Here is a 16,511-nt window from a genome sequence, read left to right as displayed (position 1 = left end):
GCCCGGCCCCATCAGGCCCGCCAGTCGTGCCCGTAGCGCCGCAGCACCGCCCGCTCCAGCCGCCGGGTCACCCGGGTGTGCGGCAGGGCGTTGTCCACCAGCGGATGCACCAGGATGGTGTGCATCCCGGCCAGGTTGCCGCCCAGCACGTCGGTGAACACCTGATCGCCCACCATGCCGACCTGATGGGCGGGTAGCCCGAGCTGGCGCAGGCCCTGGCGAAAGGCGCGGGGATTGGGTTTTCCGGCCATGCCGACCCCCTCGAAGCCCAGCTTGTCGATCCAGAAGCGGGCGCGCTTGCCGGTCGCGTTGCTCAGCAGGTACAGCCGGATGCCGCTGCGGCGCAGGTCGGCCGCCCAGGCCATCACGTCGGCGCGTTCCTCGTAGCTGCCGTAGGGAATCAGGGTGTTGTCGAGGTCGAGCAGCAGCCCGCGCAGCCCGCGCGCCGCCAGAAACTCGGGCGTGATGTCGTGGACATGCGCCAGCACGTCGCGGGGGCGCAGCAGGCTCACGCCTCCACCCCCCGCGCGGGGGCCGCGTCCGGCAGCCCGATCACGGCCCACATCCGCCCGGTGCGGCCCCCGTCGCGGCGGTAGGAGTAGAAGTCGTCCTGGGTCGAGCAGCGCCCGCTGACCCAGACGTGCCCGGGCTTGAGGCCCGCCGCGAGCAGCACCGCCCGGTTGGCCCCCGCGAGGTCGAGGTGGGGGCGGCCCCCCCGCGTCTGCACATGGTCTCCCAGCCCCGCCTCCCCGAACTGCCGGGCCACGTCCTCCCCCACCGGGTAGCGCTCGCCGCAGATGCCGGGGCCGACCGCCGCGCGGACGTTCGCGGGGTCGGCGCCGCGCGCCACCATCGCCTCCAGGGTGCGCGCCGCGATTTTGCCCACGGTGCCGCGCCAGCCCGCGTGGGCCGCGCCGACCACGCCCGCCTGCGGGTCGGCCAGCAGCAGCGGGTAACAGTCCGCCGTGCCGATGGCGAGCAGCAGCCCCGGCTCGCGGCTCACCAGCGCGTCACCCTGCTGCACGCCGGGGCGGGCCCCCCGCACGTCGGTGCCGTGGACCTGGTTCAGCCGGGCCACCTGCCCAGGGCCGAAGCCCAGCGCCTCCACCAGGCGGCGGCGGTTTTCCGCCACGGCCTGCGGGTCGTCCTCGCGGTCGTCGAGGTTCAGCCCCCGGTAGGCGCCCTGCGACACGCCGCCCGCGCGCGTGGTAAACGCGTGGGGCAGGGCCAGCAGGGGCGAGCGCAGCAGCATCAGGGCGTCAGTATCGGGTCGCATGTCTCACCGAAGTCTGACGGTTGGGACCCCCGGCGGGGACAGACGCGGGTGAGCGCGGCAGCCGGGGGGCCGGTCTCCCTTCTTGCACCCACTCCAACCCCTGCCCCCGCCACATTGCTACAGTCGCCTCCATGAGTCTGACCGTTGACCTTTCCGGCAAGACCGCCCTGGTGATGGGTGTCGCCAACGCACGCAGCCTGGGCTGGGCCATCGCGGAGCCGCTGCTCGCCGCCGGGTGCCGGGTGGGCTTTTCCTACCAGGGCGAGCGGCTCAAGGGCGAACTCGACAAGCTGCTGGCGGGCCATGCGGGCGTGTGGTCCCAGCAGGCCGACGCCACCCGCGAAGAAGACCTCGCGGCGCTGTTTGCCCGGGTGCGCGAGGAGTTCGGCCACCTCGACTACCTGGTGCATTCCATCGCCTACGCGCCGCGCCCGGCGATGGAGGGCCGCTTTATCAGCACCACCTCCGACGACTGGAACACCGCGCTGAACGTCAGCGCCTACACGCTGGTCAGCGCGGCCCGCCACGCCGAGGGGCTGCTCAGAGACGGCGGCAGCGTCGTGAGCCTGACCTACCACGCTTCCCGGCAGGTCGTGCCCAAGTACAACGTGATGGGGGTGGCCAAGGCTGCGCTGGAGGCCGCCACCCGCTACCTCGCCGCCGACCTGGGCGCGGCGGGCGTGCGCGTCAACACCATCAGCGCCGGGGCGATGCGCACGGTCGCCGCCCGCTCGATTCCCGGCTTCAGCGGCCTGTACGACGAGGCCGGGCGCCGCGCCGCCCTGGGCCGCCACGCCACCCCCGAGGAGGTCGGCAAGCTGGCCCTCTTCCTGCTCTCGGACCTGGGCAGCGGCGTGACCGGGCAGACGGTGTATGTGGACGCGGGCGCCAGCGTGATGACCATGCCGCTTCCGGGCTGAGAAAGAAGCCGAGGACCGGGGGGGACCCGGCTCTCCCACGCCCCGCCTCCCCTGCTCCCGCTATCCTCTTTGCCATGACCCTCACGCCCGTGGCCCTGGTCCTGCTCACCGCCCAGCGCCACCACCTGGAAGGGCGGCCCGACGAGCAGGCCGTGTCGCGGCGCTGGCAGGCGCGGGTCGAGGCGGCGCGGGCGGCAGGACAGCTGATCGTGCACGTGCAGTGGGACGGGGCGGCAGGCACACCCGGCGAGACCTTCTCGCGCGGGTGGGTCCACCACCCCGACTTCCGCGCGGAGGCGGGCGACCTGCCGCTGCGGGCCGCCGGGCCGGACGCCTTTGCCCGCACCGCCCTGGACGCCGAGCTGCGGGGCCGCGCCGTGCGCGAACTGCACCTGCTGGCGCTGCCCGGCGCGGCGGCGCTGCCGACCACCGAACGCGCCGCCCGCGCCCTGGGCTACGCGGTGCAGGTGCTGGAGGGCCATGCGGAAGCCGGGGCCGCCGCCTCGTCTCCCCTCTGAGCCGCGCGTCCCTGTCTAGGGCATCTTGCCGCGCCGCGCCCGCGCCAGCACGCGGGTTTCCGGGCGCTGTGGGGGGAGGCGGTCCCAGACGTTTTCCAAAACCGCTTTAAACTCTATGGCGGCGGCGGGGCCGCGCGCTACAGTGGCGGACGTGACGTGGCTGAAGCCGGTGAGCATCGACGAGAACGCGCAGGCCGCGTACAACGACTTTTTGCGGGACCTGGAAGCGAGGCTCGCGGACCCCGCGACCGACCGGAACGTGCTGGCCCGCGAGGTGCTGGCGCAGGCGATCTACGGGCGCGAGTACGGGCAACTGCTGGCAGACGCGCCGCTGGCCGCCCTGAACCTCGACGCGCGCAACGTGACCTTTGAGGCCGAGTACTACTTGGCGACCGACCCGGCGCAGTTCGCCCCGGTCAAGCCGCTGCTGTGGCTGTGGAAAAACCTCGACCTGACCCCGGTCGGGCAAAACCCGGTCACCGGGATCCCGGTGCGGCGCCTGCTCGCGGAGCGGATCTTCCGGCGGGTGGGGCGCGACTTCAAGTGCTGGCAGAACGTGGAGTTCTCGGTGGGCTACAACATGGAGGTCGGGGACAACGTCGTGGTTCACCGCCACGTGCTGCTGGACGACATCGGCGGCATCGAGCTGCACGACGGGGCGTCGGTCAGCGACTACGTGAACATCTACAGCCACACCCACTCGGTCCTGGACGGCCCCGACGTGACCCTGCGCCGCACGGTGATCGGGCGCGGCGCCCGCGTGACCTACCACTCGACCGTGCTGGCGGGCAGCGTGATCAGTGACGACGCGATGCTCGCCACCCACGCCCTGCTGCGCGGCGACATCCCGCCCCACGGCATCGCGATGGGTCTGCCTGCCAGGGTCACCCGCTACAAGCTGCGTGACCCCCAGGAGACCCGGGTGGACGCCCGCGTCTATCCCCACGACGAGGGCCGCAAGGCCAACCCGCGCTTTCCCGGCCCCACCCCCAACCAGACCCGTAAACCCACCCTGGAGGAGATGGGAGAAGGCTGAGCCGCCTTGACCGGGACCCCGCCGCCCACCTCGCCCGGCGCCCAGCGCGACGCGGTCTGGACGGCGCTGCTGCGGGCGCGGGCCTGCGCGTATCCGCTGCCGCCGCACGGGCACCATCCCCACTTCACAGGAGCGCGGGAGGCCGCCGCCGCCTTGCGGGCCCACCCGGAGGTCGCCGCGCTGCGGACGCTGATCGTCGGCCCCGAGCGCGCCCTCCAGCCGCTGCGGCGGCTGGCCCTGCAAGCCGGGGTCACCCTCTATGTCCCCCACCAGCACAAGGCAGGCTGGTACTGGCAGCTGCGCGACCCGGCGGGCGCGGTCCTGAAAGCGATGCCGCAGGTGGGCGAACCCCGCCTGAGGCCGCAGGGCGCCCAGGCCGCCGTCCTCGCCTGCGTCGCCGCCGACCGCGCGGGGGGGCGGCTGGGCAAGGGTTTCGGCTGGGGGGCGCAGGGGCTGAAGCTCGGCGTGCCCGAGTACACCCTGGCCCACCCGCTGATGCTGCTGGAGACCTTGCCCTGCCCGCCCGACTCGTGGGTGAGCTTGATCGGCCTGCCGGGGGGCGTGGTGGAAGTTCCGCGCCGGGCTGCTGGACACGCTTTAGACTGAGTTCATGACCAGACGCAACCGAGTGTTCGTGCCCGCCGTCGTCACGGTGGCGACCGTCGGGGTGGCCGCCGGGGCCGCCTACGTGGCGCGTTACCGCAAGGACGACGTGAAAGACCTGTTCGTGGCGCAGGCGCTGGAGCGCCCCGCCGCCCGCCTGAGCTACCCCGAGCTGGGGCAGGGGCTGGAGCGCGGCGGCCTCCTGCTCGCGCAGCGCGCCGCCCGCGCCGCCGACACCGACGCCAACCGGGGCGTGCTGACCCACATCATCGGGCTGGAGCGCTGGGGCCAGCAGCGGCTGCGGGTGGCGCTGGGGCAGCGCGGGTTCGTCCGCGACGAGCACCACCCCTACAAGCCGGGCGCGGGCACGACCCTGCGCGAGCTTCAGGACCTGCTCTCGCAGACGCGGTCGCAGACGGTGGACCTCGCCCGGCAACTCGCCGCCGCGCCCCCCCAAGACGGCCTGACGGTCGAACACAACGGCCTGGGCGAGCTGACCCCCAAAGCCTGGCTGCGCTACCTCACCCAGCACGCCGACCTCGAAAGCCGCCGGCTGCGCGGTGCCAAGGACGTGAAGGCGCTGGGCGAGTAGACCCGGGCGGGGAAGGGCAGGCGGCCACCTTCCGCGCGGCGGCCTGCCCTTACCCTGACCCGCATGATCTCCCCCCCTGCCCTGCTGACCGTCGGCTACGAAGGTGCCCAGCTGGCCGACTTTCTGAACACCCTGCGCGCGGCGGGCGTGACCCGGCTGGTGGACACCCGCGAGCGCGCCCAGAGCCGCCGCCCGGGCTACAGCAAGACCGCCCTGAGCCGGGCGCTGGAGGAGCAGGGCATCGGCTACACGCACCTGCGGCCGCTGGGCACGCCACCCAGCCTGCGCAAGGCGTACCGGCTGGAGCACGATTTCGCGCTGCTGGAGCGCGGCTACCACGCGCACCTCGCCGCCCAGGGCGAAGCGCTGGAGCAGCTCGGCGCCCTCGCGGCGCAGGAGCGGACCTGCCTGCTGTGTTACGAGGCCGACCCGGAGACGTGCCACCGCTCATTGATCGCCGCGCGTTTGCAGGCGCTGGGGCTGGTGGGCGAGACCGTGCATCTGCGGGTGCCGGGGGCGCCGGTCATGGGGGCGCCGGGCACCCGGCAGTAAATCTGTAAGAGGCCCGCCCCTAGAGTCGCGGGCATGAGCGTCTTACAGGCCCTGCTGGGCGTGATGGTGCAGTCGGGAGCCAGTGACATTCACCTGCGGGCGGGCAGCGCCCCCGCCGCGCGGGTCAACGGCGACATCGTCCGCTTCGGGGAAGACCGCCTGAATCCCGAGCACGTCGAGCTGTTCGCCCGCGAGATGATGACCCGCCCCGGGTTGTGGGAGGATTTCGCCCAGCGCCGCGACGCCGACTTTGCCTACGGGGTGCCGGGCGTCGCCCGCTTCCGGGTCAACGCCTACCACCAGCGCGGCACCGTCGGGCTGATCATGCGCGTGATCGAGGACAAGCCCATTCCGTCCTTTGCCGACCTGGGCCTGCCGGTCTCCACCTTCGGGGCGCTCGCCGCCCACGAGCGCGGGCTGGTCCTGGTCACCGGCCCCACCGGCTCGGGCAAGACGACCACGCTGGCTTCCCTGCTCGACCACATCAACGCGACCAGTCCGGTCAACATCGTGACCCTCGAAGACCCCATCGAGATCCTGCACCGCGACAAGACCGCCATGATCTCGCAGCGCGAACTGGGCACCGACACCCTGACTTTCGCCGCCGGTCTGCGGGCGTCCATGCGCCAGGACCCCGACGTGATATTGATCGGCGAGATGCGCGACAAGGAGACGGTGGAAGCCGCCCTCTCCGCCGCGCAGACGGGCCACCTCGTCTTTTCCACCCTGCACACCCAGGACGCGATCCGCACGGTCAACCGCATCATCGATTTCTTCGCCCCACACGAGCGCGACCAGATTCGCCTGGGCCTCTCGGAAAGTCTGGTCGGCGTGGTCAGCCAGCGTCTGCTGCCGCGCAAGGGCGGGGGCCGGGTGCTGGGCATGGAAATCCTGCTGGGCACGCCCACCGTCCGCGAGTGCGTCAAGGACCCCGAGCGCACCGACGAGATCAAACAGGCCCTGCAAGAAGGCGGCGCGCGCGGCATGCACACCTTCGACCAGCACCTCGCCCAACTTGTCGAAGACGACCTGATGACCGAGGAAGACGCCCTCCAGTCGGCCACCAGCCCCCACGAACTCAAGATCATGCTGATGAAGCGGCAGTTCGCCTAGCACCGGGAAAAAGCCCTTCCCCCTTGAGCGCGTCCCCACACAGTGAGCGGGGGCGCGTTCGCCGCAGCGCTGGACAGGTCGAATGCGGCCATGACACATGAGCAGATGAAACCCGAGGAACGGCTGGTGGCAGGCTTTGTCGGAGCGATGGTGGGCTTCTTCGCCTTCTTCTACGGCAAACCAGCCCAGAAAGTGATTATCGGGGGCTTCGCCGGGCTGGTGCTGGTGACGGCGGTGCTGGGGCGGAATCCTTTGACGGGTGGGAAGAGGGCGTAAAAAATCCGCGCGTCTTCACCTGGACGTTATGAACCTAAATATTATTCTCCAGAGATCTCTAATTTCTTTACGTACATACTATTATTTCCGTGCTCGCTCCTAGTAGGAACACCTATCTGAACAGATTTTTTGTCAAGCTTTATAGGTGTCATACCCCTAGAATATTCTAGACCCTCTATATCAATTTTTAATCCGCCAGACATGCCTTTGAAATCTAGTCTATTCGGTTCTTTTTGACGGCTATGATTGATAGGTTCTTTTTCAATACCGGCGTCAGATGTCTGCCTCCTCGTTCCAGCGGGCCTAAAACCAACCCTAGAGGCTCCTTTGGCATACAATGTTCTTTCAGATCTCCCGATCATCATAGACCCTTCTTTTACTTCAACTGCAACATCGGCTCCAGTTACTTTAGCTTCACTTACTAAAGTTATGGACGCGGAAGCTTCACATCCAAACTTGGCAATCATAGAACCATTTGGCGTAATCTCTATTATACTATCCATGTAACGCATCTTTAATCTTTCAACAACTGCCACACCGTCACTGCCAAATCTTACGGATAGCGCGATATCTTTGGAGCTGTTATTAATAGTGATTAGGTTTCCAGTGCTCTGAAAGTCCCAAGAGTCCGTATTGCCCTTTATCAAATTCCTCTCCACTCTTAATACTTCTCTCCCCTCATGATCAAAAAATATTGCGTTTAAGCTTGCAGAAGGAAAAAAATCGTCTGCTCCGCAAATCGAGATTATGTTCCTGCCATCTATTCTCAGTATTATTTTAGTATTCTCAAAAAAGAAATTGCCCAAACGCAAACCTTTTATGTCTGTTACGCTCTCCCATCTATTATGTCCTTTTGTGATTCCATACGGTGAGCGAATATATTTCTCAAGAGTCTCATTGGATATTCTCCTGTTAGCCGGATTCGAATTAGTGACATCACCGTGATGCTCTTTGCATAACAATACTATTTTACTTGGATCATGCTCTGTTACGGTAGAAAATTCTTCGAGGTGGTGATAGTCACAGAAAATTCTTCCACATATTATGCATCCGAAACCAGAGCGTTTCCTGACTTCTCTTTCCACTTCAGCAGGTATATATCTACTGAGTCCAAATTTATTTGTACTCGCCACTCTAAACGACTCCTTTACGCCTGCATCCCCCGCCCCCCCTGCTTATTCATCCACGCGGGCGGCTTGGGTGCGAAGCGGCTCAGGATGGTGCCCTGGTCGTAGGCGAGGTAGGCGTCGGCCCAGGGGAAGGTGCTGTTCAGGGCGCGGATGGCGTCGGGGCTGCCCATGTTGTGGTCGAGCTGGTACAGCACGAACTGCTCGGGCGTCTCCAGCCGCAGGTAGGTGGGCATGGACCCGGCGTGTTCGTCCAGCACGCTCTGGAACTCGCCCACGGCGTCGGGGCTGGCCGTCTCCAGGTCGATGGTCACGTACATGACCTTGGGCACCTCGCCCAGTTGCTCGACGCTGACCACTTCCTCGGCGATCGCGCGCAGGCCGCCGTCCTCGGATTCCAGCTCGACGATCACCAGCGCGGGCGTGTCGTTGACCAGCTTCTCCTGAATGCGGTCGTAGGCGCGGGAAAAGGCGACCAGTTCGGTCTGCCCCGACTCGTCCGCTAGGATGAAGCGGGCCATCATGCCCCCCGACTTGGTGGGCTTTTTGACCACGCTCTCGATCATGCCCGCGAGCACCGCCTTGACCCGCTTGCCCGGCGCGACGTTCTGGGTCGTGAACCAGGCGTCCAGGTCGGAAATGCGGCAGCTCGCGGCCTCGCGCAGACCCTCGTGCTGCTCCAGCGGGTGCCCGGAGATGTAGAGGCCCAGCGATTCTTTCTCGATGGCGAGGCGCTGAAGGTCGGTGTAGGGGTCGACTCCCGCGCGCAGGGGACGTTCCTTTTTCACCTCGTCCACGCCGAACATCATGCTCATGCCGCTCTGGGCGCGGGCATTGATCTCGGCGGCTCCGGCGGCGTCCTCCACGGCGTCCTCCAGGCTCTCCATCAGTTGCCGCCGCTCGCCGAAGCGGTCAAAGGCCCCCGACTTGATGAGGGACTCCATCGCCTTGCGGTTGCAGACCTTGTTGCCCAGGCGCGAGCAGAAGTCGGCCAGCGACCGGAACTCTCCGGCCCGCTGACGTTCCTCCAGAATTTTTTGCACCGCCGCTTCGCCCAGCCCCTTGATCGCGTACAGCCCGAAGAGGATTTCCTCGCCCTGCACCGCGAAGTCGGCGGCGGAACGGTTGATGTCGGGCGGCAACACCCGCACGTCCATCTTGCGGGCGTCACTGACGTACTCGGCCACCTTGTCGGAGTCGCGGCGCTCTACAGTTAAAAGTGCCGCCATAAATTCGACTGGATAGTTTGCTTTTAGCCACGCGGTTTGATATGTAATTACACCATATGCGGCTGAATGTGATTTATTAAATCCGTAATTTGCAAAGGCATCCAGCAAATCAAAGAGTCTGTTGCCCTCATCCTGCGGCACCCCGTTCTTTTCGGCCCCGTCCACGAAAATCTGCCGCTGACGCTGCATCTCCTGCGCGTCTTTTTTCCCCATCGCCCGCCGCAAGAGGTCGGCGCCGCCCAAGCTAAACCCGGCCACCTCGGAGGCGATCTGCATGATCTGCTCCTGATAGACGGGGATGCCGTAGGTTTCGGCCAGGATCTTTTCCAGCCACTGCGCCGAGTTGGAAAAGCCGTCCTTGACGTAATCGACTTCCTCGACCCCGTGGTGGCGGCGCACGTAGGTGGGGATGTTCTCCATCGGGCCGGGGCGGTAGAGGGCCGAGAGGGCGATGATGTCGGCCAATCGGCGGGGCTTGAGGCGGCGGGAGGCGTCCGCGATGCCCGCGCCTTCGAGCTGGAAAACGCCTTTGGTGTCGCCCCGGCTCATCAACTCGTAGGTCCGGGCGTCGTCGAAGGGGATCGCGTCGAAGTCGATCTCGATCTTCTGCGACTCGCGCATGATCCGCTTGGCCTCGTCGAGAAAAGACAGGGTCCGCAGCCCCAGGAAGTCCATCTTGATCAGGCCGATGTCCTCCACGGCCTTCATGTCGTACTGGCAGACCATGCCCTCGCCGGAGGTGTCGCGCATGACGGGCACGAGGTCGGTGAGCTGGTCGCGGCCGATCACCACCCCCGCCGCGTGGACGGAGGCGTGCCGGGTCAGGCCTTCGAGCTTCTGCGCGAACTCGTAGGCCTCCAGAAGCTGCGCGTCTTCCGCCAGCATCTGCTGGATGTCGGGCACCGCGTCGCGGGCCTGCTCCAGCGAGTAGGACTTGCCGAACTTGATCGGGATCAGCTTGGAGACCTTGTCCACCTTGGCGTATTCCAGGCCCATCACGCGCGCCACGTCCTTGAGGCACGCCTTGCTCGCCATCGTCCCGAAGGTGGCGATCTGCGCGACCTTGTCGTCGCCGTACTTCTGCTGCACGTAGCCGATGACCTCGCCGCGCCGGGCGTCGTTGAAGTCGATGTCGAAGTCGGGCATCGAGATGCGGTCGGGGTTCAGGAAGCGCTCGAACAGCAGCTCGAATTCCAGGGGGTCGAGGTTGGTGATGCGAATCGCGTAGGCGACGAGCGACCCGGCGCCCGACCCGCGCCCCGGCCCCACGCTGATGCCCTGGTCCTTCGCCCAGTTGATGTAGTCGGCGACGATCAGGAAGTAGTCGGGAAAACCCATGTTGTTGATGACCGAGAGTTCATACTCGGCGCGGCGCAGGATGACGAGGGCGTGGGTGTGGTGGGCCTTGGTCGTCTCCTCGCCGTCCGCCGTGGGGTCGAGTTCGATGGCGGTGTCGCTGTCCCCCTGGCGGGCCTTGCGGCAGTCCTCGTGGGCGTAGGGGGGCAGCTGGCCTGCCTCGGCCTGCGCTTCCATGACCTCCAGCGCCGGGTACTTGGTGTATTTCTCCCCCGCCGCCTTGCCGCGCGCCTCCCACTCGCTCCCCATGAAGGCGAGAAGGGTGAGGAGCGTTTCGAGGTCGCAGGTGGTGGCGTCGCAGCCTTTGACCCTGGAGAGGACCTTGGCCTTGTCCTCCGCACCCAGCGCCTCCAGCGACCGCTGGGCATAGTCGCGCAGCAGGCTTTCCGTCGCGTGTGCCGGGTAGCGTTTGACCGTCCCCCGGTACGTATGCACCCGCAGTTCCTCGGCCATCGTGCGCCCTTCCGGGATGGGCAGGGCGGGCATCTGGTAGACGCGCTTCTTGCCGACGGGCAGGTCCACGTTGCAGATGGACGCGATATGGGCCGTGTTGTCGAACGGCTCCTCGCCCCACTCGCTCACCGGAAGGGCCGCCTGCATCTCGTCCAGGCCCTTCACGTAGAACTCGTCGCAGGGGAACTTGAAGCGGTTCTCGTCGGCCAGGGTGGCCTTGGTCTGGATGGCGAGCAGCGTCTCGTGGGCGGTCGCGTCGGTCTTCTTGACGTAGTGCCCGTCGTTCGTGGCGACCATCCCGATGCCGAGTTCCTGCGCCCACGCCTTCAGGATGGGGTTGTTCTTCCGCTGCTCGGGCAGGCCGTGGTCCTGAATCTCGATGAAGTAGTTCTCGCCGAAGAGGTCGCGGTACCACAGCAGGCGCTGCTTGGCGTCGTCCTCGCGGCCCTGGAGCAGAAGCTGCTGCACCTCCGACCCCAGGCAGCCGGAAAAGGCGATGACCCCTTTGTGGTGCTCCTGCAAGAGTTCGTGGTCGATGCGGGGCTTGTAGTAGTACCCCTCGGTGTACCCGCGCGAACTCAGGCGGCAGAGGTTCTGGTAGCCCTCGAAGTCGCGGGCCAGCAGCGTCAGGTGGAAGATGCCCTTCTCGCCGCTGACGCCGGGCTTCTTGTCGCGCCTCGTGCCCTGGCCGGGAACGACATACGCCTCGTAGCCCAGGATCGGCTTGACGCCCGCTGCCTGGGCGTAGTTGTAGAAGTGGACCGCCCCATGCATGTTGCCGTGGTCGGTCATGGCGCAGGCGGGGTCATTCGGCGTGACCTCCTTGACCCACTTCAGGAGGTCCTTGAGCTTCGCCGCGCCGTCGAGGAGGCTGTACTGGGTGTGCTGGTGCAGGTGCGCGAATCTGGGCTTGTTATCGGCACTGGGCGCGCAGCACGAGCCGTCCGGCAGATGAATATGGGGGGCAGGGTCGGCGGACGCGGTCATGCCCAGAGTCTAGGCCGGGGGCTGGGTGCGGGTCAGTGGCGCCGGGCCTTGACGGGGGCAGGTTCCCCGGCCGGGCCACTCCCACAGCTCAACAGTCGCGGCCTCTGCCGTACAACCATGCCCTTCTGCTTGTCTGTAAGACTCTTGTCATAGGGACCGGGTATATCTCATGCATCCTTGCTCGCCCTTTGCCGATTGGCCCCATCTGCCTATCTTCCGGAGCTGAACTCATGAGCCGAACAGTGCCTTTCTCACACGGAATCGGTACACTATGGACCCAAATGAAGCCGCATGTCATCTTGCTCTCATCCATCCTGCTATGCGGTGGGGCGGGTTCCGGCGCCTCTGCCCAGAGTGATCCCTTTCAGCGGGCGGCCCCAGCCCAGACGCGGCCCAGCCTGCGTGGCCCGGCGGTGGCGCCTCAGGCAGCGGCCCCAGCTCCGGCCGCCAGCCTCAACAGCCTGACGGGCGTGTCGAGCGCGGCGTTCGGCTCGCCGCGCAGCAGCAGCGACGGCAGCCAGACGCGGGTGGTGTTCGACCTGCCCACGGGCGTGACCTACACCCTCACGCCGACGTTTGGGGGCCTGCGGCTGGACGTGCGGGGGGCGCGGGTGCTTCCGGCGGTGACCTCGCGGCTGGGGGCCAGCGTCAGCGAGTACCGGGCGGGGGGGGGCAGCGTGACGCTGGTGACCCCCTTTCCGCTGTCTCTGACCGAGGGCTGGCGGGCCAGCGAGGCGACCCTGGCCTCGGGAACGCGGGTGCTGATCGTGGAGTTCGGTCCGACACTCTCGGGCGGCGCGAGCGCCTCGCTGCGGGCGCTGGTGCGGACCCTCTCGACCCCCAGCGTGGCGGCGGCTCCTGCGGCGCCCCGAGTGGCGGCCAGCGCCGCCCCCAGCGCCCCGGCGCCCGCCGCCCCCGCGCTGGCCGGGGACCACCTGCCGCCGGGAGACACGGTGGCCCCGGCGGCCCGGGGGACGCTGCCGCCCCCGGCTCCGGCGCTGCCCGGGCAGGACACCAACAAGCCCAGCGCGCTGGCGGGCCGCGCCGCGGGACCGGCCCAGGGCGCCGCGCCGCTGGGCGCGCCCCGGGTGGGCAAGAATCCCGGCCTGACGCGCCTGGTGCTGGACCTGCCGCCGGGCGCCAGCTACCGGCTGGTTCCCGGCGGGATCGGCCTGCGGGTGGAGCTGAGCGGCGTGACCGCCAGCGCCCTGAACGCCCAAAACGTCAGCCCGGAGGTGCGCGGGTGGCGCTACGAGCCGACCGCCACGGGCGTCAACGTCACCCTGCTGACCGGCACGCCGCTGACCGAGCGCAGCGGCTGGCGCGCCCTGCTGGTGCCTCCGCTGGAGGGAAGCCGCCTGTCGCGCCTCGCCATTGACCTCTCGCCCGCGCTGGCCGACCTCACGCCGCTGACCGCGCGCGAGCGCACGCTGGCGGCAGTGCCGCCCACCCCCGTCACGCGCGGCACGGCGATTCTGGCCTTCAGCGCGAACCTGGTGCAGCCGCGCGTGGTGATCGACCCGGGGCACGGCGGCAAAGACCCCGGCGCCGTGGCCGCAGTGACCGAGAAGCAGGTCAACCTCGACGTGGCGCTGCGGGTGCGCAACCTGCTGAAGGCGGCGGGCGTGGACGCGGTGCTGACCCGCGACAGCGACCGCGAGCTGCATCCCAGCAAGAACACCGATCTGGAACTGCGCGCCGGGATGGGCACGCCCGGCACCCAGCTGTTCGTGAGCATCCACGTCAACGCGATGGACGCCAGCACGGCCCTGCGCGGTTACGGGGTGGAAACCTGGTGGAACCCCAACCACCCGCTGTCGAGCACCCTCGCCGGGCTGCTGCAAAAGAACATGGTGGAGACCACGGGCGCGTTCTCGCGCGGCCTGCGCAGCAACCGCTCGCTGGCCGTGCTGCGCAACAGCCGCATTCCCGCTGCCCTGGTCGAGATCGGCTACGCCAGCCACCCGGTCGACGGCCTGAACCTCAAAGACGCCAACTACCTCGACCGGGTCGCGCTGGGCATCGCGCAGGGCATCCGCGAGGCGCTGGTCAGCGGCGTCACGGCCAGCAGTCTGCTGGGCGACGCGGCCAAGTAGACGGGAAGGGCCAAAGCCCGCGCCGACACAGAGAGGGACACCGCCGAAGTTCGCGGTGTCCCTCCTGTCGCGCGCTCAGGGAAGCTCAGTCGCGTTCGCGCTCACGCTCGGCGTTGAGCTGCGCTTGCAGCTGCGCCTGCTTCTGGCGCACGTAATCCTGATGAAAACGGCCCTCGTCCATCAGCTCGGTGCCCACGGTGAGCTTGCCGGTCGCCAGCTCGCGCATGGCCTGGGTGACGAGGTTGTGGGTGCGGACGCGCTGCTCGACCGGCAACACGCTGGGCGCTCCCGAGCGCAGTTGCAGGGCGCGCTTGGCAGTGACCACCGACAGGCGGTACTTGCTGTCGGTCAGGGAAAGCAACTTGTCGATATCCTTTTCGGCCATGGTAAAACCCCTTTTCGTCCGTCGCGCTCCTGTCCCTCAACCACAGGCACAGAGGCGCCGGGCGCATTCAGCCGTTCAGTCTAGCTCGCCGCCGGGGAGCGCGCCAGCCCTGTCTTTCTTTTGCTGGTCTGCGCGCTCCCACTTGAGAAGAGGTCGCTCCCGAGCACGGTTCCGCCTCAACAGCGACCCGGATATGGCAGGACGCGCCGCAGAGGCACACCGAGGCAGAGGCGGCCACGCCGGGTCCAAAGAGAAAGAACCCCGCACGTGGACGGGGTTCCTCTTGGTGGCCAGGGCCGGACTTGAACCGGCGACCCAACGATTTTCAGTCGTTTGCTCTACCAGCTGAGCTACCTAGCCGCGTTCCCGCTGGGGGAACCTTGGCGGTCCGGACGGGATTTGAACCCGCGACCTACTGCGTGACAGGCAGTTATGCTAACCGCTACACTACCGGACCATCCGCGCTCGCCGCAAAAAGCAGCGGGGTTAAGGATAGCGGCGGCTCCGGGCCTTGTCAACACGGCCACACTTCACCGGCCAGTCCGGACCGTTGACGGAAGCAAGGCACCCCCGCCAACGCCACTTCAAGCGCCGCTTCCCGTGGTTCCGGCCGTCAGAAGGGCAGTGCCCGCACGCCTTGCAGCGGCTGGGGACGCGCAGGATCGAGCAGCAGTTCGAGATACTCGCGGTCCGCGAGGGCGTCGATCATCGCGAAGCCCGACGCCTCATCGAGCAGGATGCCGCCCCCCAGCTGGGTATGCCCGTACACGCCGAAGCTCAGGCCCGCCATCCGCACGTAGTCCGGCGTGTCGCGAAACCAGCGTTTGGCCCCAGCGTCGGCATAGAAGAAGTCGTCGTAGTGGGTATGGGCGGGCAGCGGCGAGACGTGGGCGAAGTGCACGCTGCCGACGCGCAGCTCGCGTGGAAAGGTCTGCATCCAGGCGCGCAGGTGCCCGGGCAGCGGCACGCCGCCGTGGTCCGGGTCGAACTCCACATGCACCAGGCCGCTGCCCGTGCCCAGCAGGTGGGTCAGGTTGAGCACCGCGTCGTCGTGGTTGCCCAGCAGCACATGCACGGCGTGGGGCGCGGCGAGCTGGTAGGCGCGCAGCCGCTCAAGCTGCGTCACCTGCGCGCGCGCCGCCCGCGCCAGGTGATCCGGGTCGCCAGGGTCGAAGCGCGCCGTGCCGATCAGGCGGGCGTAATCGCGCTCGTTTTTGGGATGCACCAGGTCGCCCAGCAGCACGACCTGATACACCCCCGCCTGTACGGGCGGCGTGGGCAGGCCGCCGGGGGTCACGCAGCTCGCCGCGCGCAGGGCCGCCCACAGCCCGGCCCAGTCGGCGTGGACATCTCCCACCGCGATGAACTTGAACACCCCCCTCAGCCCCGCAAGATCGCCTGAAGTTCCTTGTAGATCGCGCGGCTCTCCTCCACGCTCTCGCCGTAGCCGCGCAGCGTCAGGTGGGCGACCTCCCGGCCCTTGCCCGCCGCCCGGATCTGCTCCATCAGGTCGTCGATGTGGCGCCGGGCCTTGTCCATCTGGGGATCGCGGGGCGGCTCGGGAGGCAGCGGCGCGGCGCGGCGGGCCGGGGACGCGGCGGCTTCGGTCTCCGCGTCGAGGTCCGAGGTGTTGGCGCCCTCCTCGGGGTCGTACTCCACCCACTGGGCCTCGGTGGGCACCGGCACCCCGAAAAAGCGGACGGCGTCGGCCAGGGCGCGCAGCTTGGCGTCCTGAAGGGTCTGCCCCGCCGCCAGCCCCTCGCGGGTCATGCCCAGGACACTCAGGCGGGCGCGCACGACCGGAGGCGCCACATGATCGCAGTGCCAGCCCAGCGACCACGCCGGGTCCACCGCGCCGAGCTGCTGCGCGAGGGCGTCGGGAGAGGGCGAGAGGGTCACGCGGGCCTGGTCGCCGCGCACCTCGGCCACCGCCCAGGCGGTGAGACTCGCGCGCAGGGCCTCACGAACACGGTCAAGGTCGGCCATATGGGG

At 67.9% G+C, this 16,511-nt stretch carries 16 protein-coding genes and 2 tRNA genes; 9 read left to right on the top strand and 9 right to left on the bottom strand.

Annotated features, from left to right (window positions below; translation table 11 throughout):
* Positions 1–11: 11 nt before the first annotated feature.
* Both HNQ09_RS15150 and pgeF read right to left on the bottom strand, forming a co-directional pair.
* The gene (locus HNQ09_RS15150; RefSeq protein WP_184031013.1) at positions 12–512 is read right to left on the bottom strand and encodes a YqeG family HAD IIIA-type phosphatase; all 501 of its coding nucleotides are present in this window, start codon (positions 510–512) and stop codon (positions 12–14) included.
* Positions 509–1,276: a peptidoglycan editing factor PgeF gene (pgeF, locus tag HNQ09_RS15145; protein ID WP_184031011.1), complete on the bottom strand. Its 768-nt coding sequence runs from the start codon at positions 1,274–1,276 to the stop codon at positions 509–511. Before pgeF ends, HNQ09_RS15150 begins: the two co-directional genes overlap by 4 nt.
* A 131-nt stretch (positions 1,277–1,407) precedes the next feature.
* Here pgeF and HNQ09_RS15140 point away from each other — a divergent pair, with 131 nt between their 5' ends.
* The 8 genes from HNQ09_RS15140 to HNQ09_RS15105 all read left to right on the top strand — a co-directional run bounded on the left by HNQ09_RS15140 (position 1,408) and on the right by HNQ09_RS15105 (position 6,886).
* Positions 1,408–2,196 carry an enoyl-ACP reductase FabI gene (locus HNQ09_RS15140; protein ID WP_184031009.1) on the top strand — a complete coding sequence of 263 codons (789 nt, stop codon included), beginning with the start codon at positions 1,408–1,410 and terminating at the stop codon, positions 2,194–2,196.
* A 74-nt stretch (positions 2,197–2,270) separates the two neighbouring features.
* Entirely contained in the window at positions 2,271–2,714 is a 444-nt protein-coding gene (locus HNQ09_RS15135; protein WP_184031007.1) for an isochorismatase family protein, read from the top strand.
* A gap of 151 nt (positions 2,715–2,865) precedes the next feature.
* Positions 2,866–3,750, top strand: coding sequence for an acyltransferase (locus HNQ09_RS15130; protein WP_184031005.1), 885 nt, complete (start codon positions 2,866–2,868; stop codon positions 3,748–3,750).
* A 6-nt stretch (positions 3,751–3,756) separates the two neighbouring features.
* The gene (locus tag HNQ09_RS15125; protein ID WP_184031003.1) at positions 3,757–4,356 is read left to right on the top strand and encodes a 5-formyltetrahydrofolate cyclo-ligase; all 600 of its coding nucleotides are present in this window, start codon (positions 3,757–3,759) and stop codon (positions 4,354–4,356) included.
* Positions 4,357–4,360: 4 nt separating this feature from the next.
* The gene (locus HNQ09_RS15120) at positions 4,361–4,945 is read left to right on the top strand and encodes a DinB family protein (RefSeq protein ID WP_184031001.1); all 585 of its coding nucleotides are present in this window, start codon (positions 4,361–4,363) and stop codon (positions 4,943–4,945) included.
* Between the two features lie 63 nt (positions 4,946–5,008).
* Positions 5,009–5,497 (top strand): DUF488 domain-containing protein, encoded by a 489-nt coding sequence (locus HNQ09_RS15115; RefSeq protein WP_184030998.1) that lies wholly within the window; start codon positions 5,009–5,011, stop codon positions 5,495–5,497.
* Between the two features lie 33 nt (positions 5,498–5,530).
* Positions 5,531–6,610 (top strand): PilT/PilU family type 4a pilus ATPase, encoded by a 1,080-nt coding sequence (locus HNQ09_RS15110; protein WP_184030996.1) that lies wholly within the window; start codon positions 5,531–5,533, stop codon positions 6,608–6,610.
* 90 nt (positions 6,611–6,700) lie between these two features.
* Positions 6,701–6,886, top strand: a complete 186-nt coding sequence (locus HNQ09_RS15105) for a hypothetical protein (protein ID WP_184030994.1) — start codon at positions 6,701–6,703, stop codon at positions 6,884–6,886.
* A gap of 41 nt (positions 6,887–6,927) precedes the next feature.
* Here the strand turns inward: HNQ09_RS15105 and HNQ09_RS15100 are convergent, their stop codons facing one another.
* Positions 6,928–7,971 carry an HNH endonuclease signature motif containing protein gene (locus tag HNQ09_RS15100; protein WP_184030992.1) on the bottom strand — a complete coding sequence of 348 codons (1,044 nt, stop codon included), beginning with the start codon at positions 7,969–7,971 and terminating at the stop codon, positions 6,928–6,930.
* A 62-nt stretch (positions 7,972–8,033) separates the two neighbouring features.
* Positions 8,034–12,038 carry a DNA polymerase III subunit alpha gene (dnaE, locus tag HNQ09_RS15095; RefSeq protein WP_184030990.1) on the bottom strand — a complete coding sequence of 1,335 codons (4,005 nt, stop codon included), beginning with the start codon at positions 12,036–12,038 and terminating at the stop codon, positions 8,034–8,036.
* Between the two features lie 281 nt (positions 12,039–12,319).
* Here dnaE and HNQ09_RS15090 point away from each other — a divergent pair, with 281 nt between their 5' ends.
* Positions 12,320–14,134, top strand: coding sequence for an N-acetylmuramoyl-L-alanine amidase (locus HNQ09_RS15090; RefSeq protein WP_184030988.1), 1,815 nt, complete (start codon positions 12,320–12,322; stop codon positions 14,132–14,134).
* Positions 14,135–14,219: 85 nt separating this feature from the next.
* Here the strand turns inward: HNQ09_RS15090 and rpoZ are convergent, their stop codons facing one another.
* From rpoZ to HNQ09_RS15065, 5 genes are all read right to left on the bottom strand, one after another.
* On the bottom strand, positions 14,220–14,519 hold the full coding sequence (gene rpoZ / locus HNQ09_RS15085) for a DNA-directed RNA polymerase subunit omega (protein WP_184030986.1): 300 nt from the start codon (positions 14,517–14,519) through the stop codon (positions 14,220–14,222).
* Positions 14,520–14,803: 284 nt separating this feature from the next.
* Positions 14,804–14,879 (bottom strand) — tRNA-Phe (locus tag HNQ09_RS15080).
* 21 nt (positions 14,880–14,900) lie between these two features.
* A tRNA-Asp gene (locus HNQ09_RS15075) sits at positions 14,901–14,976 on the bottom strand.
* Positions 14,977–15,132: 156 nt separating this feature from the next.
* A complete protein-coding gene (locus HNQ09_RS15070; RefSeq protein WP_184030984.1) occupies positions 15,133–15,894 on the bottom strand; it encodes a metallophosphoesterase in 762 nt (253 codons plus the stop codon).
* A 5-nt stretch (positions 15,895–15,899) separates the two neighbouring features.
* Positions 15,900–16,505: a single-stranded DNA-binding protein gene (locus HNQ09_RS15065; protein WP_184030982.1), complete on the bottom strand. Its 606-nt coding sequence runs from the start codon at positions 16,503–16,505 to the stop codon at positions 15,900–15,902.
* Between the last annotated feature and the right edge of the window lie 6 nt (positions 16,506–16,511).

Source organism: Deinococcus budaensis (genome assembly GCF_014201885.1).
Classification (GTDB): domain Bacteria; phylum Deinococcota; class Deinococci; order Deinococcales; family Deinococcaceae; genus Deinococcus; species Deinococcus budaensis.
Note: the sequence above shows the minus strand (reverse complement) of the source record. Positions and strands in the feature narration are given on the sequence as shown.

Coding starts and splice junctions, on each gene's coding strand:
- pgeF (WP_184031011.1), bottom strand. CDS start 1,276: ATGCGACCCGATACTGACGCCCTGATGCTGCTGCGCTCGCCCCTGCTG.
- HNQ09_RS15140 (WP_184031009.1), top strand. CDS start 1,408: ATGAGTCTGACCGTTGACCTTTCCGGCAAGACCGCCCTGGTGATGGGT.
- HNQ09_RS15135 (WP_184031007.1), top strand. CDS start 2,271: ATGACCCTCACGCCCGTGGCCCTGGTCCTGCTCACCGCCCAGCGCCAC.
- HNQ09_RS15120 (WP_184031001.1), top strand. CDS start 4,361: ATGACCAGACGCAACCGAGTGTTCGTGCCCGCCGTCGTCACGGTGGCG.
- HNQ09_RS15115 (WP_184030998.1), top strand. CDS start 5,009: ATGATCTCCCCCCCTGCCCTGCTGACCGTCGGCTACGAAGGTGCCCAG.
- HNQ09_RS15110 (WP_184030996.1), top strand. CDS start 5,531: ATGAGCGTCTTACAGGCCCTGCTGGGCGTGATGGTGCAGTCGGGAGCC.
- HNQ09_RS15105 (WP_184030994.1), top strand. CDS start 6,701: ATGACACATGAGCAGATGAAACCCGAGGAACGGCTGGTGGCAGGCTTT.
- dnaE (WP_184030990.1), bottom strand. CDS start 12,038: ATGACCGCGTCCGCCGACCCTGCCCCCCATATTCATCTGCCGGACGGC.
- HNQ09_RS15090 (WP_184030988.1), top strand. CDS start 12,320: ATGAAGCCGCATGTCATCTTGCTCTCATCCATCCTGCTATGCGGTGGG.
- rpoZ (WP_184030986.1), bottom strand. CDS start 14,519: ATGGCCGAAAAGGATATCGACAAGTTGCTTTCCCTGACCGACAGCAAG.
- HNQ09_RS15065 (WP_184030982.1), bottom strand. CDS start 16,505: ATGGCCGACCTTGACCGTGTTCGTGAGGCCCTGCGCGCGAGTCTCACC.